Here is a 21,863-nt window from a genome sequence, read left to right on the forward strand (position 1 = left end):
GGAAGGCGCGGTGACATGAGCGGGGAGCGAGAGGCGCTGACGAACGGCAGCGATCCGACCGGAGGCCAGGGGGCCGCCGGGGGCCCGCCTTGTCGGGCGGAGGCCGTCGACGCGACGGGCCTGCGGGCAGCGGCACGCACGGGCCCCCCGCCCGGCGTACCGCAGAGCGCGGCAGCCGCGCGTGACACCGTCACCCGGCTCCTGGAAGCACGCTTCTGCGCGCTCGACGAAGAGGGCCTCGCCGATGTCGTGGTGGCGGACGCCCTGTTGGTCACCTCGGAGCTGGTGACCAACGCCATCCGACACGGTGGTGGGCTCACCGGATTCAGGGCGGAGATCACCGACGACGGCCTCCTCCTCACCGTCGCCGACGCCAGTCCACGGGCACCGGTCACCGCGGAACGCGATCCGTCCGACGTCCCGGCCGGCGGCTACGGCTGGCTCCTGGTACGCCGCCTGGCGAAGCGGGTGTCCGTCACGTGCCTCCCCGGCGGCAAGCGCATCGTCGCGCTGGTCGCCCTCTTCTGAGTGGCCCGGCCCGGTGGGGGCGGGCGTCCGCCCGGGCGGGCGCGGGTGCTTGGCATAATTTCCGCATGGTCCGCGAGCACCTCGACAACTTCGCGTCGGCCGACCTGCCCGTGGTGGCGGCCGAAGGCGAGATCAACGGCTACTGGGTCGTCCGGGCCCGGGGCGACCTCGACTCCGACAACGTCGATCCGCTCTTCGTCGCCCTCTGGCAGGCCGTGGCCGGGCATGAGGTCGTCGTACTGGACGCGTCCGCGATCACCTTCGCGGACTCCTCGTTCCTCAGCCTCCTCATCGAGGCGCACCAGCGGACGGAGCTGCGCATCGCCGCACCGGGCGCCGCTCTGACGCGGCTCCTGCGGACCGCGGGTGTCGACCGGGTGCTCCGGATCTACCCGACGCTCGAAGCCGCCCTGGGCGCACCGCCGATCGCCTCCTGACCGGGCGTGCGGCCATCCGGGACTCCGGGGTCGTGGCCTGCGGTCGTCGCCAGGAAGGTGCCCAGGGCGGCGCCCGCCCGGTCGAGCAGCCGGGTGGCCCGGGGGAAGTCCTTGAGCTCCGCGCCCAGGACGTCCAGCACCGGTGTCAAGGAGGCGGCCGGGACGCGCCGGGCTTCGAGGATGCCCGCGGTCCACACCAGGAAATCGGTGAAGAGGCCGTCGTCGTCCATGTAGAGGGCCACGCCCAGGTGGTCGACGGCATGGGCGATGTCCTGCGCCGTGTGCTCGCGTTGCCGCGCGGTGTAGGCGGCCGCCGCGGGGAAGCGGCTCTCGAGCTGTGCCAGCACCTCCCGCACGAGCTGCGGCCTGCTGCGGACGACGAGGGTGTACTCCTGGTCCCCTAGGTGCGGCAGATCGTCCGTCTGCTGCCGCCCGGCGGCCGGCACCGGCGCCGCGATGCCGTCCGCGATCCGGCGCGCGGCGGAACGTGCGTCGGGCTCCCACGCGTCGGCGCCCAGCCGGTGCGCATGGCGTCCGTCGGTACCGAAGGCCGCCCCGCCCACCAGCACCGGTACTCCCACGGCCTGGCAGGCGGTGATCGCCGCGTGCGCGGTGGGCAACCGGGTGGGGATCGAGGAGGACAGCGCGACCACGTCCGCACCGTTGCTGTGCAGGTGGCCGATGAGGTGCGGCGTGGGCACCTGCGCCCCGAGGAAGTCGACCTGCCATCCGCGCAGCGTGAGGACCTCGGCCAGCAGACGCGCCGGCAGCACATGCCATTCCTGGTCCACACAGGCCACGGTGACCCGGCCCGGCGCCGGCGTGGTGCGCACGGCCGGGTGGTGGGCGAGCACGGCGATGACCCGCTCGGCGATGGCGCTCGCCGCGTGCTCCTGCGCCACGCCGAGGCGGTTCGCCGCCCATTCGGTGCCGACCCGTGCCTGTACGGGGGCGATGACGTCCAGCAGCACGGACTCCGCGTCGATCCCGTCGTCCAGTGCGGTGAGGACCACCGCGGCGGCGGCGCGTTCGTTCCGGTCGGTCACCGCGGCCCACAACCGGTCCTGGAGGCCACGCATCCTGGGCGTGGTACGCGTGTGTGGGCTCATGCCGTGTACCTGCCCCGGGTGTGGCCGTCCACCGCGCTGAGGTGAGTGGTCAGCGGGGCGGTGATCGCGACGAGCGCCATGTCGTCGTGCCGGCCGTCGTGCAGCCACTGGGACGCGAGCATCTGTACACGCTCGACCACGGCCGTGCCCGGCATGCCGACGCACTCCTCCAGGGCCCGCACCAGACGCTCGTCGCCGAACAGTTCGTCACCGAGGGGGCCGCCGCGCGCCTCCGTCACGCCGTCGGTGTAGAGGAGGCACGTCTCGCCGGGAAGGAGGTCGGTCTCCACGGTGCTGACCTCGACGTGGCGCAGGGCACCGACCAGGGTCCCCCGGGTGTCGATCTCCTCGACACGGCCGTCGTTACGGATCACCAGGGGAGCGGGGTGGCCCGCCGACGTGAGGCGCAGGCGCACCCGGTTCCCCTCACGCCGGACCGAAGCCAGCACCAGGGTCGCGAAGCGGGTGTGGTGCGAGGTGAGGAGCGCGTCGTTGAGCAGCCGCAGCATCCGCTCGTGGTCGCCGGTCATCGGCGTCAGCGCCTGGAGCGTGTTACGGATCTTGCCGGTGAGCACGGCGGCGTCCAGGCCCTTTCCGCACACGTCGCCGAGGACCGCCAGCGACGCGTCGTCGGGCGTGGCGCCGGGGTGTACGTCGTAGAAGTCACCGCCGACCCGGTCCCGTGCGGCGGCGGGCTGGTAGCCACCGGCGAACTCGACTCCGTGCACACGGTTCAGCTGCGGAGGCAGCAGATCCCGCATCAGGGTCCGGGTTATGCCGCTCTGTTCCGCGTACAGCCGCGCGGCGGACAGCGCGGCACCGGCCCGCGCGGCGAACAGCCGGGCGAGCGCCTCTTCGCTCTCGCTGAACTCGGCGGACTCCGTGCTGCGCAGCAGGACGAGGACGCCTGCCGCGGCCCCGTGACCGGGCAGAGGGGTGACGGCGGCCGAACCGACGGAGCCGGTGAAGTCCTCCGGGATGAGCCACGCCGGCAGCGAGGCAGGGTCGATCCACCGGGAGGGCAGGGGCGGGAAGCCTTGCAGCGCCTCACTCAGACCCGGGACCTGTGCGGGGTCCGCCGTCACGGTGCGGCGGTGGGTGGTCCGGCCTTCGACCGCGTACGCCATGGGCAGCTTCCGACCTGTGGCAGGGCCGATGACGACGGCGGCCTCGGCAAGGTGCCGGGAGGCGAGTTGGGCGGTGACCTGCATACAGCGGTCGGTGTTCAGCGAAGCGAGGAGCACGTTCGACGCCTCGGTCAGGAAGGTGGTGCGCGCCCGCTCGGCGGCCAGTTCCTCCTCGGCGATCCGCCGGTCGGTGTCGTCGGCCAGCCACCACACCACGTCGCCGTCGCGGTTCGGGACGGGCCGCGCCTCGAAGTTCCGCGTGCCGATGCACCCTCGGAAGGGGGCGCGGCGTGCCGCGGAGGCCGGACGACAGGCGGGGTCCGCCTGCTCCTGGTGGGCACGTGCCAGCCAGGCCGGCGCCGTCTCCTTCAGCGCGTCGCCCCGGGCCGCGCCTTCGATCAGCGCCTCGGCGGCCGGGTTGAGGTCGACGACCGTTCCGGCCGGGTCGACGACGATGACGGCGTACGGGGCCGCGCCCCACACGTCCGCCTCGGACTCGGGATTCTGCTGGGTTCTTGTCGCGATGGATTCCTTCAGATGTGCCATGAGGGGGGACCCGCCTGCGGCGAGTCGCACCACCTTCCAACTGGACGAAAAATACTTTCCCTCCGGCAACCATTGCCCAGTCGAGGAGCGGATGGCAACCCACCCCCCCTGCGCCGAGGCGCCCCACGGAGCGGCGTGCACACCGTCTCCACAGCGGACCTTCACGGCAGGGGCACAGGTCGTGCGTGCCGTCGCACCCGGGTTCGCGGCGCCGTGGGCCGCCGTGGGCGGAAGATCGCTGTTCGGCCATTCACTGGCCGAAGAGTGATCTTCAGCCGCGCCGCCGGGCCTGCCGATGCCAGGATCACGACTCCTGAGGAGGCCCCGCATGGATGACCTGCTGCTGGCCCTGACCGTCCCGGCCGTGGTCGTGGCGAGCGGGGTGTACACCGTCTGCGCATGCCGACGGCAGCGCCGACACCCGCCGTCGCCGTACACCCGCCAGGCGGCCCGTCGCGCGTCCCGCGACGCACTGGACCTGGCCGAGGCCGTCGTCGACGGCGCGTACGCCGCCCTCGGCGGGCTCTACGCCGCCCCGCCCCCGGCCGAGGGCTCCCCCGCCGTCACCCGCGGGGCGGACGCCAGCCCGGATCGCGACCCGTCAGGGCGAGCAGCCGCTCGAAGGCCGTAGCCCCGGGCGCCACGGCGAACGGCTCACCGAACACCTTCATCTGCCGCGCCTGCGGGGCCATCGCGGCCAGCCCCGGCTCCAGCTCCGTCACCACGACCGGGTCCGGCCCGAAGTCCTGGCCCGTCGCCCGGGCCAGGTCCCAGGCATGCACGGTCAGGTCACCCAGGACCATGAACCCGACCGTCCTGGCCGGCATATCCATGCCTCCGGCCTCCCCTTCCTCGGCGCCGGGCCGGCCCCATGCCTTCACCAGCAGGGCTGTCTCGTCCTCGAAGCGGCCACGCCAGTCGCCGGTGACGACGTCCTGCGTCCGGCTGAAGTCGGTGGATCCCTTGGCCGCGAGGACCCGGAAATTGTCGATCACGAGGAAGAGGTGGTTCAGCAGGGCCCGTACGTCGTACTCGCCGCACGGAGTGACGTCGGCCAGCCGGCCGTCGTCCAGGCCCCGCACGACGGGCACCGCCCGCACGGCTGCCCTCTCGAGAAGTTCACTGATCGTCTTCATGCTTCCGACGATGTACCCGGCCGGACGCGCCGTCTTGAAGAAACGCGCCAGGGGCAGCCCTTAGGATCCGGCCCATGGCAGGACCCGGACGCGAGACGCGGGGCATCGTCGGCGCCCCCGAGCTGTTCACCCGCGTCCACTTCCGTCTCCGCGATCCCGCACCCCCGCTGAGGCCGCATCTGGAGCACTACTGGCTGATCGACTGGGACCTCACCGAGCCGTACACCTCGCACGTGGTGCCGCACCCGAGCGTCCACCTGGTCCTCCAGCGCACCGAGCCGGGCAGCGAGGCCGAGCGGGACGGCTTCGCCGAGGTCTACGGCATCGTGCGGGGACTGTTCAGCCGGCGTCTGGAGGGCAGGGGGCGGGTGTGCGGCGTGAAGTTCCGGCCCGGCGCCTTCCGTCCGTTCGCCCCGCACCGGCCCGTGTCGGCATGGACCGACCGCCGGCTCCCGGCCGACGAGGCGCTGGGCGCGGGGGCACCGCAGGCGCCCGCGGTGCTCGGCCCTGCCGACGAGGACGCCCGGGTCGCGGCCCTGGACTCCTGTCTGCTGCGTCTCCTCCCCCCGCCGGATCCGCAGGCGGAGCTCGCGACGCGCCTCGCCGAGCTGGTACGCACGGACCGCTCACTGCTGCGGGTCGACGACCTCGCCCGCGCGGGCGGCCTGTCCGTGCGCTCGCTGCAGCGGCTGTTCTCCACGTACGTGGGGGTCGGGCCCAAGTGGGTCATCCTCCGCCACCGCATCCACGAGGCGTTGCAGCGCGCCGGGACGGACCCGGAGCCGGACTGGGCGGCACTCGCCGCCGATCTCGGCTACAGCGACCAGGCGCACCTGGTCCGGGACTTCACGGCCACGGTCGGTGTGCCCCCGACGGCCTTCGCCCAGCGGTGAACAACCGGCCGCCGCCGGCCGGACCTCGAAGGCCCCTGACCGCCGCAGCGGGAAACCTCTCGCTGCCGCGTCCCGCGCGATGGCATCCTGACCAGGTGAACGGACCCGAGATCACCCTCGAAGTAGCCCCCGAACTGCGGCTCTTCGTCGCCCACGACCGCCGCCGGGGACGCACCGCCGTCACGACGGACGGCTCCTCGACCCTCGGACACGTCGTGGAGTCCCTCGGCGTCCCGCTCACCGAGGCCGGACAGCTCCTCGTCGACGGCCGCCCCGTGCCCGTGTCGCACATCCCCGGCGCGGGCGAGCTGGTCGAGGTGCGGGCGGTGCGACGCCCCCAGCAGGTCCCGGGCGCACCGCTGCGTTTCCTGCTCGACGTCCACCTGGGCACGCTCGCCCGGAGGCTGCGGCTCCTGGGCGTGGACGCCGCGTACGAGAGCGAGGACATCGGCGACCCGGCGCTCGCCGCCCTCTCGGCGGAGCAACGACGCGTCATGCTCTCGCGCGACCGTGGACTGCTCAGGCGCAGGGAGATCTGGGCGGGGGCGTACGTCTACAGCGACCGGCCCGAGGAACAGCTCCGTGACGTCCTGGGCCGCTTCGCCCCCGTGCTCGCGCCGTGGACCCGCTGCACCGCCTGCAACGGGGAACTCGCGGAGGCGGACAAGGACTCCGTACGCTCCCACCTGGAGCAGGGCACGCAGGCGGCCTACGACGTGTTCGCCCAGTGCACCGCCTGCGGCCGGGTGTACTGGCGGGGCGCCCACCACGCCCGGCTGGAAGCCGTCGTGACGGACGCCGTACGCGAATTCGGCGGTACGGGGAGCCAGGCACCCACGGTCTGAGAGGCGGCCCGGCCGGTCCGTCCTCGGAAGACGCCCGCACTCCGAAGACGTGAGCGTCGCACGTGGAAGGGCCGGCACCCCGTGGATGTCGTCGCACCACACCCGTGCCACCCTGGCCCCATGCTCGTCGCCCGTTCCGTCGCCCTCTTCGTCGTTGCCGCGCTCTTCGAGATCGGGGGCGCCTGGCTCGTCTGGCAGGGGGTGCGCGAGCACCGCGGCTGGATCTGGATCGGGGCGGGCGTCATCGCCCTGGGCGCGTACGGCTTCGTGGCCACCCTCCAGCCGGACGGTGACTTCGGCCGCATCCTCGCGGCGTACGGCGGGGTGTTCGTCGCCGGCTCGATCGCCTGGGGCATGGTCGCCGACGGCTACCGGCCGGACCGCTGGGACGTGACCGGCGCGCTGATCTGCCTGGCCGGCATGGCGTTGATCATGTACGCCCCCCGCGACCACTGAACCATCCGCCCTGCGAGCCCGGGGCACTTCGAGAGCCCTGAGCACCCTGCCCGCCCTGCGGGCCCGCCTATCCTGGCCCCGTACCGATCAGCTGTCCGAGGAGTTCGCATGGCCGCCACCCCCATCGCCGTCATCACCGGTGCGAGCAGCGGCATCGGCGCCGCGACCGCCAGGCAGCTGGCCGCCGCCGGATACCGCGTGGTGCTCACGGCACGCCGCAAGGACCGCATCGAGGCGCTGGCCGCCGAGCTCACCGGAGCGGGCCACCAGGCGACTGCCTACGCCCTGGACGTCACCGACCGCGCGGCGGTCGACGAGTTCGCCACCGCGTTCCGGTCCCTCGCCGTCCTGGTCAACAACGCCGGCGGCGCGCTGGGCGCCGACCCCGTCGCCACGGGCGACCCGGCCGACTGGCGCCAGATGTACGAGACCAACGTCATCGGCACGCTCAACGTCACCCAGGCCCTGCTCCCCGCGCTCACCGCGAGCGGGGACGGCACGATCGTGATCCTCTCCTCGACGGCCGGCCACTCCACCTACGAGGGCGGCGGCGGTTACGTCGCGGCCAAGCACGGCGAACACGTGCTGGCGGAGACCCTCCGGCTGGAGATCGTCGGCACGCCGGTCCGGGTGATCGAGGTCGCCCCCGGCATGGTCAGGACCGAGGAGTTCGCCACCACCCGTTTCCGCGGAGACACCGAGAAGGCCGCCAAGGTCTACGCGGGCGTCGACGCCCCGCTCACCGCCGACGACGTGGCCGACACGATCACCTGGGCCGTCACCCGCCCCAGCCACGTCAACATCGACCTCCTGGTGGTCCGCCCCCGCGCCCAGGCCTCGAACTCCAAGGTCCACCGCACCCTCTGAGGACGGCGTACACACATGGGCTCTCGACACTCGTACGGGTGATCGCGACCCGTCACGCACCACGGCGTGGGCAGCCCTGCCTATGGTCTTTCACAACAGCACACAGAACGGCCCCCGGTCCGGATTGCAGTCCTGCCCGGGGGCCTCACCACCAAGGAAGTAGGGCTTCCCCGTGGCTGAACACGACCCTAGCGCCCCCGGCCTTTTCGACGTCGACGGGATCCTGTCGGTCGGTAGATCGTTCATGGACCTCGAAGATCCGCGTTATGCCTATATGTTCGGCTTCCTGCAGGCCGACGGCCATCTTGCTGCGGGAACAGGCCGGAAGGGGCGGCTAACCGTCGAGATCAGCGTGCGGGACATCGCGATCCTCCACGAGTTCCAGCGTCTGACCCCGTACAACAGCAGCATCACCGAGCGCGTCCGGTCCACGAACTTTTCGGAAAGACACCACTCGGCCACCTGGACCCTCTGCGCCCTGGAAGCCAGGAACAGGATCAACGGGCTGGGGCTTCCGTACGGGCGGAAATCTAAGCGGATCACACCACCCCGAGTGGAGTTCTCCCGCCGCGACTACTTGCGCGGCATCATCGACGCCGATGGTTCCGTCGGCCGCACGAGCCAGGATCTGCCGTTCATCTCACTGACAACGGCCAGCGCAGCCGTGGGAGCCTACTTGTGCCGGTACGCCAAGGAGGTCACGGGCGCCCGCCGGGAGATCAAACCTAATGCGCGGGACAAGATCTACAACGTCCTGTACACGAAAGAAGCTGCTGTCGATCTCGCCGGGCATCTCTATTATCCGGGGTGCCTCTCCCTTGCACGCAAGCAGGCGGCGGCCGAAACCGTGTGCTCCTGGGAGCGTCCCGCAGCAATGCGCGTACGGCCACCAAGTCGCCACTGGAAGCCATGGGAGGACCGCATTCTGCTGGATCTCGGCGACGCCGCCGCCTCAGCCACCGAACTGGGCCGGAGCGAGGCGAGTTGCTCGGTACGTCTTTGGCGGTTGAAAACCGGGCAGGTAGAGATGCCACCGCATGCTCCGCCCGGCCGGTAGGCCCTGGATGAGACGGGCAGAAGGCCTCTGAATTCCGTGTCCTCCTGCCCGTCTCAGCCCTTCACGCACACGATCTGCTTGATTTTCGCGACGACCTCCACCAGATCCCGCTGCTGCTCCATGACCTGCTCGATCGGCTTGTACGCCGCCGGGATCTCATCCAGGACGCCGGAGTCCTTGCGGCACTCCACGCCCCGGGTCTGCTCCTCCAGGTCGCGCGTCGTGAAACGGCGCTTGGCCGCGTTGCGGCTCATCCTCCGACCGGCGCCGTGGGAGGCCGAGTTGAACGCCTTCTCGTTGCCGAGGCCCTTCACGATGTAGGAACTCGTTCCCATGGAACCCGGGATGATCCCGAACTCGCCGGTCCCTGCCCGGATCGCGCCCTTTCGGGTGACCAGCAGGTCCATGCCCCCGTACCGCTCCTCCGCGACGTAGTTGTGGTGGCAGGAGATCTCGCGCTCGAAGACCGGCTTCGACTTCTTGAACTCCTTGCGGACCACGCCCTTGAAGAGCGCCATCATGATCGCTCGGTTGTACTTGGCGTACTCCTGGGCCCAGTACAGGTCGTTCCGGTACTCGGCCATCTGCGGAGTGTCCGAGATGAAGACCGCCAGGTCTCGATCGACCAGTCCCTGGTTGTGTGCCAGCCCCTGAGCGATCCCGATGTGATGTTCGGCCAGCTCCTTGCCGATGTTCCGGGATCCGGAATGGAGCATCAACCAGACCACCCCTGCCTCATCGAGACAGAATTCGATCATGTGATTTCCCGATCCAAGCGTTCCCATCTGCTTCGTGGCACGTTCCTGCCGGAATTTGACCGCATCGGCGATGCCGTCGAACCGCGACCAGAAGTCGTCCCAGCCGCCGGCCGGGAAGCCGTGGAGCTTCCCCGGGTCGACCGCGTCGTCGTGCATCCCCCGGCCCACCGGAATCGCCTGCTCGATCTTCGACCGGAGCCGCGAGAGGTCACCCGGCAGGTCGTTGGCCGTGAGCGACGTCCTCACTGCCGACATCCCGCAGCCGATGTCCACGCCCACCGCGGCCGGACAGACCGCACCGTGCATCGCGATCACCGAGCCGACGGTCGCACCCTTGCCGAAGTGGACGTCCGGCATGACGGCGAGGCCCTTGATCCAAGGCAGCGTGGACACGTTCCGCAGCTGCCGCATCGCGACGTCCTCGACCGACGCGGGATCCGCCCACATGCGGATCGGTACCTGCGCACCCGGCATCTCTACATACGACATAACCCCTCGATTCCCCCGAAAAGACTGAAAGCGCAAAACCGGTGCCGAGGTCGGGCATAAAGGTCGGCCGACCGGCATTCACAGCGGCGCGTGCGATAGACATTGTGTCCATCGGCCGCTATCGAGCGGCAACCTGTTTTCGTACCGAAGGGAGCCTGGGACCGTGCGACACATGGCGTACGCACCCGGCGTCGCGCTTCTCGTGGCGCTCGTCGCCGGCTGCAGCGCCGGCTCCGACGCCGACGACCCCGCCGCCGACAGCAAGCCCGGCAGCCCGACGGTCGCGGCCGCGCCTCCCGGGAAGTACCGGACACTGCCCGAATCCTGCCGCGCGGTGCCGCGTTCCACTCTCGAGGACCTGCTGCCGGGCACCGCCGACATGCCCGAGGAGCAGCGGGAGAAGGTGTACGAGGGCACGGCCACCGTCACCTACGACACCGACCGCAAGGTCGGCTGCCGCTGGAAGTCGGACGCCCCGGACGCCTCCCGGAACCTTTCCATCGACTTCGAGCGCGTCGTCTCGTACGACCCCGCCGTGAGTGACGACGACCGCGCACGGGAGGTGTACGCGACGAGGGAGGACGCCGCCGCCCTCCCCACCGTGGCCGGTGCCACCCCCAGCGAGAAGGCCACCGGGTCGGCCTCCGCGTCACCCGGCGGCACACCGTCCGGCTCCCCGAGCGGCACGTCCTCCGCCACACCGTCGGACGGCTCCTCCGCCGACCCGTCCGGCAGCACGACCGGCGTCGACCCCGACCAGGACCTCCGGCCGCGCCTGCTCGACGAGCTCGGTGACGCCGCGTTCCTGGACGACGCGCTCACCCGGGCAGGTTCCACCGCACAGCACCGCACCGTGAGCGTGGTGTTCCGCACATCGAATGTCATCGTGACCATCCAGTACACCGAGCAGCCGGCCCGTGTCACCGAGGTCCCCGACAGCAGGGAACTGCAGGAGAAGGCCCAGGCCCTGGCCCGGAACCTCGCCGAGACCCTCAGCGACTGACCGGCCTCCCGAGGGGCCCGGGCCAAAGGCCCCGGCACCCCCCGGGGCCTTTGGCCGAAGGCGGCACCCGGTCGCGGTCCGTCGTACCGTGGCCCCGACCGACGTACGCCCGACCGACCGCTGCAACCGCCCGCACGACCGAGACCGCCGTGCCGTCCGAGTGAAGGAACCATGCACCGATCAGCCCCGCGACTGTCCCGCATACTCGCCTGCGCCGCCGTTCCGGTGATGCTCGTCGTCGCCGGCTGCTCGTCGGACTCCGGCGACGAGAAGGCCTCGGACTCCTCGACGTCCCCGAGCGCGAAGCAGACCGAGCCGACCGTCGAGCCCGCGAAGTACGACGCACTGCCCGACGCCTGTACGTCGATCGGCAAGAAGACGATCGAGGACCTGGTCCCGAAGACCAAGAACAAGGGCGGCACCCCGGGTAAGTCCAGCGACACCGCGAGCCGCGGCGGCTGTTCCTGGAACGGCCTGGACGACAACGGTGTGAAGGGCTCGCAGTACCGCTGGCTCGACGTCGGTTTCACCCGCTTCGCCTCGGACCAGTCCCTGGGCAGCGGCGCGAAGCGCGCGACCGCCGAGTACACGAAGCAGGTCTCCAAGGCGCAGGCGGCCGAGGGCGCCCAGAAGGCCGCGGCCAAGCCCGTCGCCGGCCTCGGTGACCAGGCCACGTCCGTCACGTACGGCCTCGCCAAGTCGAAGGAGGACTTCGAGTACGCGACGGTCGTGGCCCGCACGGAGAACGTCGTCGTGAGCGTCACCTACAACGGTGCCGGCTTCGCGGGCTCCAAGAAGCCCTCCTCCGCCGACATCCTCAAGGGCGCCCAGAAGGCCGCCGAGGAAGCCGTCGCCGCTGTCGGGACCGACACGTCCTCGGCCTCCCCCTCCGCGAAGGCGTCCGACAAGGCGACGGACAAGGCGTCCGACGATGCCTCGGGCAAGGCGTCGGACAAGTCCACCAAGGCACCGGTCAAGTCGTCCGCGAAGGCCGGCACCACGTCCTGACCCGGCCCCGGCCGGAGCGCGGACTCACCGGCCGGGAGGCGTCCTGGTGAAGCCCGGTGCTCCCACGAGTACCGGGCTTCGGCCCCTCCCCGCGCAACACGCCCGCCCGGCGTGTGCCAGGCTGTGCCCGCGCCGGATGCCGAAGTGGTGCCGGTTCGTCGAAGTCGGGAGGGGATCGCGGGTGGCCGCAATGCAGCTGACACGCACACACCGCGTACTCATCGGGGTCGTCGTCGCCGGCGCCGTGCTCATCGCGGCGATCGGTTTCGCGGGGTCGTACGCCGCGGTGCGTGAACTCGCGGAGGAGAAGGGCTTCGGGGAGTTCTCCGTCGTCTTCCCGATCGGCATCGACGCGGGCATCTGCGTCCTGCTCGCGCTGGACCTGCTCCTGACGTGGATGCGCATACCCTTCCCGCTGCTGCGCCAGACCGCCTGGCTGCTGACCGCGGCGACGATCGCCTTCAACGGCGCCGCCGCCTGGCCCGACCCGCTGGGCACCGGCATGCACGCGGTGATCCCCATCCTGTTCGTCGTCGCCGTCGAGGCCGCGCGGCACGCGGTGGGCCGGATCGCGGACATCACCGCCGACAAGCACATGGAGGGCGTCCGCCTCACCCGCTGGCTGCTCTCCCCCGTCCCCACCTTCAAGCTGTGGCGCCGGATGAAGCTGTGGGAGCTGCGCAGTTACGAGCAGGTCATCAAGCTCGAACAGGACCGGCTGATCTACCAGGCCCGCCTCCAGGCCCGCTTCGGCCGCAACTGGCGCCGCAAGGCGCCCGTCGAGTCGATGATGCCGCTGCGCCTGGCGAAGTACGGCGTCCCGCTCGCCGAGACCGCCCCGGCCGGCCTCGCCGCCGCGGGCATCGAGCCGGCCCTGCTGCCACCGGCCCCGGCAGCCGTGGCGGCCGTGGAGACCGAGCAGCACCCTGAACTCCCGTACGTCCCGCAGCCGCTGGAACAGCACGACCAGCAGGCACAGCGGCAACCGCCCCGGCAGCAGGACGAGTCCGCCCCGCACGACTCGTCCGCTCAGCAGCACCAGTACCCCCAGGACCACCCCGGCTCGCACGACAGCCCCTGGTTCGCGGCCCCCAAGGTGCTGGACGACGCGTACGAGGGCGACTACGACCCGGGGTACGACGAGGGCATGGAGCCCGCCCCGGTGATGATCCCCTCGGGCCCCGGCGGCCGGACCCGCCCGCTCGGCGACGTGGGCACGATCGGCGCGTTCCCGCACCAGCGCTCGTCCGGACCTGGCCCCGGACAACCACGGGAGCGAGAGCCGGAACAGAACGTGGCTCAGGAAGCCGACTCCGCCGAGTGGGCCGAGGACGAGGCCCAGTTCAGCGCGCTGGCCTACGAGGCGTACGCCGAGTACACACACCAGCACCAGACCCACCCGAGTGCCGAGGCGCTCGACATCACCCTGTCGGACGTCCACAACGTCCACCACCCGCGCAGCGCCGCCCTCCTCCGACGGCTGCTGCCCGGCTTCAAGCAGCGCTTCGACAACGAGATGGCCGCGGACCACATCGCGTAGACGCCGAAGCGGACAGCGGAAACGGGCGGGCCGCTCAGCGGCCCGCCCGTTCTCACCTCCGTGGTGCCTACGCCCCGAGCAGCGTCCGCACCCGGTCCGCCCCGACCGCCAGGAGCAGCGTGGGCAGGCGCGGACCGGTGTCCCGGCCGACGAGCAGCCGGTACAGCAGCGCGAAGAAGGAACGCTGGGCGACCTTCAGTTCGGGCGTCGGCCTGGCATCGGGCTCAAGCCCCTCCAGCACCTTCGGCACGCCGTAGACGAGCGTGGTCAGGCCGTCCAGCGACCAGTGCGAGTCGAGCCCGTCCAGCAGCAGCCGCAGCGACTCGCGGCCCTGCTCGTCCAGGGAGCCGAGCAGCTCCTTGTCCGGCTCGCCGCGGACGATGGTGCGGGCCTCGGCCGGGACCTGGGTGGTGATCCAGTTCTCGGCGCGGTCCAGCCGGGGCCGCGCCTCGTCCAGCGAGGTCAGCGGGTTCTCCGGGTCAAGCTCGCTGAGGATGCGCAGCGTCTGGTCCTGCGCACCGGCCGTGATGTCGGCGACCGAGGCGAGCGTGCGGTACGGCAGCGGGCGCGGGGTGCTGGGCAGCTCCCCGGCCGCGGTGCCGACGGCCCGGGCGTACGCGGCGGCGTCGGCGGGCAGCACCGTGCCGTCGGCGACCTTGCGGGCCAGCGAGTCCCACTCGTCGTAGAGCCGCTGGATCTCCTGGTCGAAGGCGATCTTGAAGGACTGGTTCGGCTTGCGGCGGGCGTACAGCCAGCGCAGCAGCGGCGCCTCCATGATCTCCAGCGCGTCGGCCGGGGTCGGTACGCCGCCCTTGCTGGAGGACATCTTCGCCATGCCGGAGATCCCGACGAAGGCGTACATCGGGCCGATGGGCTGGACCCCGTCGAAGACCTCGCGGACGATCTGCCCGCCGACGACGAAGGAGGAGCCGGGCGAGGAGTGGTCCACGCCGCTGGGCTCGAAGATCACGCCTTCGTAGGCCCAGCGCATCGGCCAGTCGACCTTCCAGACCAGCTTGCCGCGGTTGAACTCGTTGAGCCGGACCGTCTCGGCGAAGCCGCAGGCCGAGCAGGTGTAGTTCAGCTCGGTCGTGTCGTCGTCGTAGGCGGTGACGACGGTGAGGTCCTTCTCGCAGTTGCCGCAGTAGGGCTTGTACGGGAAGTAGCCGGCCGCGTTGGAGCTGCCGTCGTCCTCGTCCGCCGCGCCGGAGCCCTCGGCGGCCTCCAGCTCGGCCTCGTCGACCTTCTTCTGCTGCGGCTTCCTGCCACCCTTGGCGCCTGCCGCGCCGTCCTTCTTGGTGCGGTAGCGGTCCAGTACGGCGTCGATGCCGGCCCGGTGCCTCATCGCGTGCAGGATCTGCTCGCGATAGGTGCCCGCCAGGTACTGCTCGGTCTGGCTGATGCCGTCGTACTCGACGCCGAGCTCGTCCAGCGCCTGGGTCATCGCGGCCTTGAAGTGCTCGGCCCAGTTCGGGTACGCCGACCCGGCCGGGGCGGGCACCGAGGTCAGCGGCTTGCCGATGTGCGCCTGCCAGGAGTCGTCGACGCCTTCGACGCCGTTCGGCACCTTGCGGTAGCGGTCGTAGTCGTCCCAGGAGATCAGGTGGCGCACGGTGTGGCCGCGGCGGCGGATCTCGTCGGCGACCAGGTGCGGGGTCATGACCTCGCGGAGGTTGCCCAGGTGGATCGGGCCCGACGGGGAGAGACCGGAGGCGACGACGACCGGTTTGCCAGGCGCACGTCGCTCCGATTCGGCGATGACATCGTCCGCGAAGCGGGAGACCCAGTCGGTCTCGGTGCTGCTCTGACTCGAAGCCACGGTCGGCACGTCCTTCTCTCGTGTAGGACTCGTAGGGGCGTCCCCCATGAGGGGCACACCCATTCTCCCAGGTACCACCCGCAGCGCGAAAACGGCTTTGCACCCCGTGGGATACTGGAGTGATCCTTTGTCTCCTACGGAAACGGCAGCCGGCTCATGGCTTCGGTCCCTTCCCTCGCTTCCACGCTCCAGCAGCAGCTGGCGGACGCCCTGACGGCAGCTCTGCCGGAGGCCGGCACCGCGGACCCGCTGCTGCGCCGAAGCGACCGGGCCGACTTCCAGGCCAACGGGATCCTGGCGCTCGCCAAGAAGCTCAAGGGCAACCCGCGCGAGCTGGCCTCCAAGGTGACCGCCGCCCTTCCCACGGGTGACCTGATCAAGGACGTCGAGGTCTCCGGCCCCGGATTCCTGAACGTCACGCTGACCGACCGGGCGATCATCGGCACGCTCGCCGAGCGGGCCGCCGACGGCGACCGGCTCGGGGTCCCGCTGAAGGCCGCCCCCGGTACGACCGTGATCGACTACGCCCAGCCGAACGTGGCCAAGGAGATGCACGTCGGCCACCTGCGGTCGGCGGTCATCGGCGACGCGATGGTCCAGATCCTCGAGTTCACCGGTGAGAACGTCGTCCGGCGTCACCACATCGGAGACTGGGGCACCCAGTTCGGCATGCTCATCCAGTACCTCTTCGAGCACCCGGGCGAGCTGAAGCACGAGGGTGACGAGGCGGACGGCGAGGCGGCGATGTCGTCGCTGAACCGGGTCTACAAGGCATCGCGGGTCCTGTTCGACTCCGACGAGGAGTTCAAGGCACGCTCCCGTGACCGGGTGGTGGCCCTCCAGGCCGGTGACCCGGAGACGCTGGCGCACTGGCAGCGCTTCGTCGACGAGTCGAAGATCTACTTCTACTCGGTCTTCGACAAGCTCGACATGGAGATCGACGACCCCGACATCGTCGGCGAGTCCGGCTACAACGACATGCTCGAGGAGACCTGCCGGATCCTGGAGGAGACGGGCGTCGCCGTCCGCTCCGAGGGCGCCCTGTGCGTGTTCTTCGACGACGTCAAGGGCCCGGACGGCAACCCGGTCCCGCTGATCGTCAAGAAGACCAACGGCGGCTACGGCTATGCGGCGACCGACCTCTCCGCGATCCGCGACCGGGTGCAGGACCTCCAGGCCGACACCCTGCTCTACGTCGTGGACGCCCGGCAGTCCCTGCACTTCAAGATGGTCTTCGAGACGGCCCGCCGCGCCGGCTGGCTGAATGACGACGTCAAGGCGCACCAGCTCGCCTTCGGCACGGTCCTCGGCAAGGACGGCAAGCCGTTCAAGACCCGTGAGGGCACCACCGTCCGGCTGGAGGACCTCCTCGACGAGGCGGTCGAGCGGGCCACCGCGGTGGTCCGGGAGAAGGCCGAGAAGGTGGGCCTGACCGAGGACGAGATCGTCGAGAACGGCCGGTACGTCGGCGTCGGCGCCGTGAAGTACGCGGACCTGTCGACCTCCGCCGTACGGGACTACAAGTTCGACCTGGACCAGATGGTGTCGCTCAACGGCGACACGTCGGTGTACCTCCAGTACGCCTACGCCCGGATCCGCTCCATCCTGCGCAAGGCGGGCGACGCGAAGCCCGCCGCGCACCCGGAGCTGGAGCTGGCCCCGGCCGAGCGCGCGCTGGGCCTGCACCTGGACCAGTTCGGCGAGGTCCTGGGCGAGGTCGCCGCAGGGTACGAGCCGCACAAGCTGGCCGCGTACCTCTACCAGCTGGCCTCGCACCTGACCACGTTCTACGACCAGTGCCAGGTGCTCAGCCCGGACAACGCGCCGGAGGTCGTCGAGAACCGGCTGTTCCTCGTCGACCTCACCGCCCACACCCTGCACCAGGGCATGAAGCTGCTCGGCATCAGGACGCCCGAGCGCCTCTGACCCTCCGACGCGCCGTGGACGGCCACGCGACCCCCCTCACACCGGTGAGGTCGCGGGGCCGCGGCGTGTCCGGGCGGTGTGTTCCCGTTCCCGTCGTCGCAGGGCTCCGGCCACGACACCGACGCGGACACCGGGTGCCGTGAAACGCGTCGACAGGAAGCGATTTTCGGCCAACGGTCGCTCCCCGCCCAAGCGGGGCGCCGACGGGGCTGTCCCGTCGGACAGTTGATCATTAGCCTGATGCGGAAGGTCAGTTGCTGATCCGAGGGAGCCCCATGACCACCGCGCAGGACGTACCCGACATCCTTTCGCCCGAGTTCGCGGCGGATCCTTACCCTGTCTACCGCGCGATGCGCGAGACCGCGCCCCTCGTCTGGCACGAAGCCACACAGAGCTACCTCATCTCGCGCTACGAGGACGTCGCGCACGTCTTCAAGGACAAGGGCAACGAGTTCACCACCGACAACTACGACTGGCAGCTCGAGCCCGTGCACGGGAAGACGATCCTCCAGCTCAGCGGCCGGGAACACGCCGTGCGCCGCGCCCTCGTCGCCCCCGCCTTCCGCGGCAGCGACCTGCGGGAGAAGTTCCTTCCGGTCATCGAGCGCAACTCACGCGAGCTCGTCGACACCTTCCGGCACACCGGCTCCGCCGACCTCGTCTCCGACTACGCCACCCGCTTCCCGGTCAACGTGATCGCCGACATGCTGGGCCTCGACAAGGCCGACCACCCCCGCTTCCACCGCTGGTACACGGCCGTCATCGCCTTCCTCGGCAACCTCTCGGGCGACCCCGAGGTGGCCGCGGCAGGTGAACGGACCCGCGTCGAGTTCGCCGAGTACATGCTGCCGATCATCCGTGAACGCCGTGACAACCCGGGCGACGACCTGCTGTCCGCCCTGTGCGCCGCCGAGGTCGACGGCGTACGGATGAGCGACGAGGACATCAAGGCGTTCTGCAGCCTGCTGCTCGCCGCCGGCGGCGAGACCACCGACAAGGCGATCGCCGGCATCTTCGCGAACCTGCTGCTCCACCCCGACCAGCTCGCCGCCGTCCGCGCGGACCGCGGTCTGATCCCCCGGGCCTTCGCCGAGACCCTGCGCTACACCCCGCCCGTCCACATGATCATGCGGCAGTCCAGGTCCGAGGTGGAGGTCAGCGGCGGCACCATTCCCCCCGGCGCCACCGTCACCTGCCTGATCGGCGCCGCCAACCGTGACGGGAACCGCTACGCGGAGCCCGACCGCTTCGACATCTTCCGCGACGACCTCACCACCGCGACAGCCTTCTCCGCCGCCGCCGACCACCTCGCCTTCGCGCTCGGCCGGCACTTCTGCGTCGGCGCACTGCTCGCCAAGGCCGAGGTCGAGACCGGCGTCAACCATCTGCTCGACGCCATGCCCGACCTACGACTCGCCGACGGCTTCGACCCCGTCGAGCAGGGCGTCTTCACCCGCGGACCGCAGTCCCTGCCGGTGCGGTTCACCCCTGCGGCCGCCTAAACCCGCGCCACGGCCGACGTGGTGGACCCCACCCGGGGCCCACCACGCCCGGCCTACTGCACGACCGGGGTGAACTGCACCGGGAGGGATGCCAGCCCCCGCATCCAGATCGACGGACGCCAGGTCAGCTCCTCCGGCTCCACCGCCAGCACCATGTCGGGCAGCCACTCCAGCAGCGTCTCGACCGCCGTCCGCGCCATCACGTCCGCCAGCAGCGGGGCGGGGTAGGGGCAGCGGTGCTCGCCGTTGCTGAACGACAGGTGCGAGGCGTTCTCCGCCCCCACATGTGACTCCGGCCAGATCTGCGGATCGGTGTTGGCCCCGGCCAGCCCCAGTACCAGGCAGTCACCGGCCCGGATATGCCGCCCACCGAGCTGGGTGTCCCGCGCGGCCCAGCGCCCGATGTAGTTCTGCGTCGGCGTGTCCAGCCACAGCGTCTCGTTGAGCGCCTCGCCCACGCTGAGCCGGCCGCCCGACACGTTCAAGGCGAACCGCTCGTCCGTCAGCAGCAGCCTCAGCGTGTTGCAGATCCAGTTCGCCGTCGGCTGCTGAGCCGCGGCGATCACCGCGGTCAGGTCCTGGACGATCTCCTCGTCGGTCAGCCCCGACGGATGCAGCACCATGCGTGAGGTGATGTCCGGACCGGGGCTGGCCCGCTTGTCCTTCACCAGCTGCCTCAGCCGCTCGCCCACGCGTGCGTGCGCCGCCACCGGGTCGTCGCCCTCCGACGCGTCCAGGGAGATCCGCAGGTCGTCGACGAGCTGCTGGGTCTCCGTGCCCGAGATCGGCATCCCGCACATCTGCACCACGGCCCGCATCGGCAGGGCGTGCGCGTAACCGGACATCAGCTCCGCCTGGCCGCTGCCCGCGAAATCGGCGATGAGCTGCTCGGCGATCACCTGGCAGTCACGGGCCAGCTCGAACTGGTCGACCTCCTCCAGCGCCTGGGTGATCACCCCTGACCGCTGCCGGTGCTCCTCGCCCTCGGTGAACATCACCGACGGCTGGTACCCGACGAACGGCAGCAGCGGCCAGTCCGGCGGGATGTTCTCCCACTGGTTCCAGCGCCGGGAGTCCCGAGCGAACAGCTCGTCGTGTTCCGTCACGTAGGTGACCTCGGAGTAGCCCAGCACCAGCCAGGCCGGGATGTCCCCGTCGAGCAGCACCGGTGCGACCGCACCGTGCTCCCGGCGCAGCGCGCGGTACAGCTGCGACGGGGTCTGCTGGTACGCGAGCCCTCCCAGGCGCAGCGCGTCGTCACCACCGGCATGGGCGGGGCACCCCGGGGGAGCCGGGTGTGCGGAGAAGGAACCGGGGTCGGTCACGGTGTCGCCTCCTGGGCCATGGCCATTGTGTAGAGGTGGTCCACGAGGGTGATCAGCACGTCCTTGCCGGAATCCCTGAGCCGGGCGTCGCAGTCGACCATCGGAACGTGCGCGGGCAGCGCGAGCGCCTGTCGGATCTCGTCCAGGGAGTGCCGGGCGGTGTCGTCGTCGAAGCGGTTGACGGCCACCACGAACGGCGTCCGGTGGTGCTCCAGCCGGTCGATGGCGTACCAGGAGTCGTCCATCCGGCGCGTGTCCACCAGCACCACCGCACCCAGGGTGCCGGAGAAGAGGCTGTCCCACACGAACCAGAAGCGCTCCTGGCCCGGCGCGCCGAACAAGTACAGCACCATGCGCTCGTTGAGACTGATCCGCCCGAAGTCGAACGCCACCGTCGTGGTCGACTTCGTCGCCACGCCGCCGGTCTCGTCCACGCCCACGCCGGCCTGCGTCATCACCTCCTCGGTGTTCAGCGGCCGGATCTCGCTCACCGAGCGGACCAGGGTCGTCTTGCCGACGCCGAATCCGCCCACGACGACGATCTTCAGGCCGGTCTCCGCCCCGTCGGCCAGTGGCGTGCGGTGGGAGGGCAGTTCAGAGATTGCGGAGCCCATGGAGCACCTCCTTGAGAAGGTCGGTATCGGGGAGCGAGGCGGCGGACCGGGGCGCGGGCGGGTGGCGGGCGGTGATGCGGCCCGTGTCGAGCAGGTCGCCGAGCAGGATCCGCACCACCGTGATGGGCAGCTTCAGCTCCGCGGCGATCTCGACCACGGCCGTCGGGTGCTGGCACAGCTCCAGGGTCCGGGCGTGCTCCGACTGCATACCCGGTGTGGGCCGGCACTCGCTGACGACGAGGGTGACCAGGTCGAAGACGTCGTCGGCGCGGCTGCGCCCGCCCGTGACCGTGTAGAGCCGGTCGGGGTCACCGGTGTCCACGGGTTTGCGTATCACGATGCGGCACTTCCCCGGACGGGTCCTCGGGGCTCGGCTCGCAGGTGCTCGCCGATCTGCTCGACCAGCTCCGTCATCTGGTGGCCCACCACCCCGGGGTCGGCGTGCTCCTCGGCGACGACCGCGAGGTGCGCCCCTTCGCCGGCTCCCACGATGAACAGCAGGCCGCCGTGGAATTCGGTCATGGAGTGCCGGACGCCGCCGGTGCCGTCACCGAACTCCATGGACGCGCCCTGGGCGAGGGCCTGGATGCCGGAGCAGATCGCCGCCAGCTGGTCCGCCCGGTCGAGCGTCATGTGCTCGGTCCAGCACAGCTTGAGGCCGTCCCTCGACAGGACCAGGGCGTGCCGGGTGCCGGGGGTGCGCTCCACGAGGCTCTGCAGGAGCCAGGTGAGGGTGTTGTCGGTGGTCTGCATGCTGGGTGACGGGACGGTGGTGCCCGGCTGACCGGTCACCGGCCCGTTCCTCCAATCTCACGAGCTCGAGGGGAAGTGTGCGCCCGGGGCCCCGGGCGCACACGGAAAGCACGGCGGGGCTGTGG

22 protein-coding genes are annotated in these 21,863 nt (G+C 70.9%); 13 read left to right on the forward strand and 9 right to left on the reverse strand.

Annotated elements, in window-relative coordinates:
- Window positions 1-15 precede the first annotated feature (15 nt).
- Together ACFYSH_RS16875 and ACFYSH_RS16880 are read left to right on the forward strand one after the other, a co-directional pair.
- A complete protein-coding gene (locus tag ACFYSH_RS16875) occupies window positions 16-528 on the forward strand; it encodes an ATP-binding protein (protein ID WP_359470303.1) in 513 nt (170 codons plus the stop codon).
- A 65-nt stretch (window positions 529-593) separates the two neighbouring features.
- A complete protein-coding gene (locus tag ACFYSH_RS16880; protein ID WP_359470305.1) occupies window positions 594-965 on the forward strand; it encodes an STAS domain-containing protein in 372 nt (123 codons plus the stop codon).
- On the opposite strand, the gene ACFYSH_RS16885 is transcribed toward ACFYSH_RS16880, so the two are convergent.
- Window positions 917-2,074 (reverse strand): B12-binding domain-containing protein, encoded by a 1,158-nt coding sequence (locus ACFYSH_RS16885; protein WP_388753247.1) that lies wholly within the window; start codon window positions 2,072-2,074, stop codon window positions 917-919. The genes ACFYSH_RS16880 and ACFYSH_RS16885 overlap by 49 nt on opposite strands.
- Window positions 2,071-3,747, reverse strand: a complete 1,677-nt coding sequence (locus ACFYSH_RS16890; RefSeq protein WP_359470309.1) for a SpoIIE family protein phosphatase — start codon at window positions 3,745-3,747, stop codon at window positions 2,071-2,073. The genes ACFYSH_RS16885 and ACFYSH_RS16890 overlap by 4 nt, the downstream gene beginning before the upstream one ends.
- A 328-nt stretch (window positions 3,748-4,075) precedes the next feature.
- Here ACFYSH_RS16890 and ACFYSH_RS16895 point away from each other — a divergent pair, with 328 nt between their 5' ends.
- A complete protein-coding gene (locus ACFYSH_RS16895; RefSeq protein ID WP_359470311.1) occupies window positions 4,076-4,378 on the forward strand; it encodes a hypothetical protein in 303 nt (100 codons plus the stop codon).
- Here ACFYSH_RS16895 and ACFYSH_RS16900 read toward each other — a convergent pair.
- On the reverse strand, window positions 4,311-4,883 hold the full coding sequence (locus tag ACFYSH_RS16900) for a TIGR03086 family metal-binding protein (protein ID WP_359470314.1): 573 nt from the start codon (window positions 4,881-4,883) through the stop codon (window positions 4,311-4,313). The genes ACFYSH_RS16895 and ACFYSH_RS16900 overlap by 68 nt on opposite strands.
- A gap of 74 nt (window positions 4,884-4,957) precedes the next feature.
- Between ACFYSH_RS16900 and ACFYSH_RS16905 the strand changes: the two genes are divergently transcribed.
- From ACFYSH_RS16905 to ACFYSH_RS16925, 5 genes are all read left to right on the forward strand, one after another.
- On the forward strand, window positions 4,958-5,776 hold the full coding sequence (locus ACFYSH_RS16905) for a DUF6597 domain-containing transcriptional factor (RefSeq protein ID WP_388753251.1): 819 nt from the start codon (window positions 4,958-4,960) through the stop codon (window positions 5,774-5,776).
- Between the two features lie 95 nt (window positions 5,777-5,871).
- The gene (locus ACFYSH_RS16910; protein WP_359470320.1) at window positions 5,872-6,621 is read left to right on the forward strand and encodes a Mut7-C RNAse domain-containing protein; all 750 of its coding nucleotides are present in this window, start codon (window positions 5,872-5,874) and stop codon (window positions 6,619-6,621) included.
- Between the two features lie 120 nt (window positions 6,622-6,741).
- A complete protein-coding gene (locus tag ACFYSH_RS16915) occupies window positions 6,742-7,077 on the forward strand; it encodes a YnfA family protein (protein ID WP_103760135.1) in 336 nt (111 codons plus the stop codon).
- Window positions 7,078-7,185: 108 nt separating this feature from the next.
- The gene (locus ACFYSH_RS16920) at window positions 7,186-7,944 is read left to right on the forward strand and encodes an SDR family NAD(P)-dependent oxidoreductase (protein WP_359470324.1); all 759 of its coding nucleotides are present in this window, start codon (window positions 7,186-7,188) and stop codon (window positions 7,942-7,944) included.
- 172 nt (window positions 7,945-8,116) lie between these two features.
- Window positions 8,117-9,001 carry a hypothetical protein gene (locus ACFYSH_RS16925; protein WP_359470327.1) on the forward strand — a complete coding sequence of 295 codons (885 nt, stop codon included), beginning with the start codon at window positions 8,117-8,119 and terminating at the stop codon, window positions 8,999-9,001.
- Between the two features lie 53 nt (window positions 9,002-9,054).
- Here the strand turns inward: ACFYSH_RS16925 and ACFYSH_RS16930 are convergent, their stop codons facing one another.
- Window positions 9,055-10,248, reverse strand: coding sequence for an RtcB family protein (locus ACFYSH_RS16930; protein ID WP_359470329.1), 1,194 nt, complete (start codon window positions 10,246-10,248; stop codon window positions 9,055-9,057).
- A 172-nt stretch (window positions 10,249-10,420) separates the two neighbouring features.
- Here ACFYSH_RS16930 and ACFYSH_RS16935 point away from each other — a divergent pair, with 172 nt between their 5' ends.
- From ACFYSH_RS16935 to ACFYSH_RS16945, 3 genes are all read left to right on the forward strand, one after another.
- Entirely contained in the window at window positions 10,421-11,251 is an 831-nt protein-coding gene (locus ACFYSH_RS16935) for a DUF3558 domain-containing protein (RefSeq protein WP_359470332.1), read from the forward strand.
- Between the two features lie 171 nt (window positions 11,252-11,422).
- Window positions 11,423-12,259, forward strand: a complete 837-nt coding sequence (locus tag ACFYSH_RS16940) for a DUF3558 domain-containing protein (protein WP_359470334.1) — start codon at window positions 11,423-11,425, stop codon at window positions 12,257-12,259.
- 190 nt (window positions 12,260-12,449) lie between these two features.
- Window positions 12,450-13,799 (forward strand): DUF2637 domain-containing protein, encoded by a 1,350-nt coding sequence (locus ACFYSH_RS16945; protein WP_388753257.1) that lies wholly within the window; start codon window positions 12,450-12,452, stop codon window positions 13,797-13,799.
- A gap of 67 nt (window positions 13,800-13,866) precedes the next feature.
- On the opposite strand, the gene lysS is transcribed toward ACFYSH_RS16945, so the two are convergent.
- On the reverse strand, window positions 13,867-15,627 hold the full coding sequence (lysS, locus tag ACFYSH_RS16950; protein ID WP_359470339.1) for a lysine--tRNA ligase: 1,761 nt from the start codon (window positions 15,625-15,627) through the stop codon (window positions 13,867-13,869).
- Window positions 15,628-15,774: 147 nt separating this feature from the next.
- Here lysS and argS point away from each other — a divergent pair, with 147 nt between their 5' ends.
- Both argS and ACFYSH_RS16960 read left to right on the forward strand, forming a co-directional pair.
- Window positions 15,775-17,544 carry an arginine--tRNA ligase gene (gene argS / locus ACFYSH_RS16955; RefSeq protein ID WP_359470343.1) on the forward strand — a complete coding sequence of 590 codons (1,770 nt, stop codon included), beginning with the start codon at window positions 15,775-15,777 and terminating at the stop codon, window positions 17,542-17,544.
- A 275-nt stretch (window positions 17,545-17,819) separates the two neighbouring features.
- The gene (locus ACFYSH_RS16960) at window positions 17,820-19,046 is read left to right on the forward strand and encodes a cytochrome P450 (RefSeq protein WP_359470346.1); all 1,227 of its coding nucleotides are present in this window, start codon (window positions 17,820-17,822) and stop codon (window positions 19,044-19,046) included.
- A 53-nt stretch (window positions 19,047-19,099) separates the two neighbouring features.
- On the opposite strand, the gene ACFYSH_RS16965 is transcribed toward ACFYSH_RS16960, so the two are convergent.
- Genes ACFYSH_RS16965 through ACFYSH_RS16980 form a run of 4 tightly spaced genes read right to left on the reverse strand, consistent with a single transcriptional unit; the run spans window position 19,100 to window position 21,777 of the window.
- Complete coding sequence (locus tag ACFYSH_RS16965; protein WP_359470349.1) at window positions 19,100-20,371, reverse strand: cytochrome P450; 1,272 nt, start codon at window positions 20,369-20,371, stop codon at window positions 19,100-19,102.
- Window positions 20,368-20,985, reverse strand: a complete 618-nt coding sequence (locus ACFYSH_RS16970) for an ATP/GTP-binding protein (RefSeq protein ID WP_359470351.1) — start codon at window positions 20,983-20,985, stop codon at window positions 20,368-20,370. Before ACFYSH_RS16970 ends, ACFYSH_RS16965 begins: the two co-directional genes overlap by 4 nt.
- The gene (locus ACFYSH_RS16975) at window positions 20,966-21,322 is read right to left on the reverse strand and encodes a DUF742 domain-containing protein (protein ID WP_359470354.1); all 357 of its coding nucleotides are present in this window, start codon (window positions 21,320-21,322) and stop codon (window positions 20,966-20,968) included. Before ACFYSH_RS16975 ends, ACFYSH_RS16970 begins: the two co-directional genes overlap by 20 nt.
- Window positions 21,319-21,777: a roadblock/LC7 domain-containing protein gene (locus tag ACFYSH_RS16980; RefSeq protein ID WP_359470356.1), complete on the reverse strand. Its 459-nt coding sequence runs from the start codon at window positions 21,775-21,777 to the stop codon at window positions 21,319-21,321. The genes ACFYSH_RS16975 and ACFYSH_RS16980 overlap by 4 nt, the downstream gene beginning before the upstream one ends.
- Between the last annotated feature and the right edge of the window lie 86 nt (window positions 21,778-21,863).

Origin of the sequence: Streptomyces sp. NPDC005791, assembly GCF_042871485.1 — a bacterium.
Taxonomy (GTDB): Bacteria; Actinomycetota; Actinomycetes; order Streptomycetales; family Streptomycetaceae; genus Streptomyces.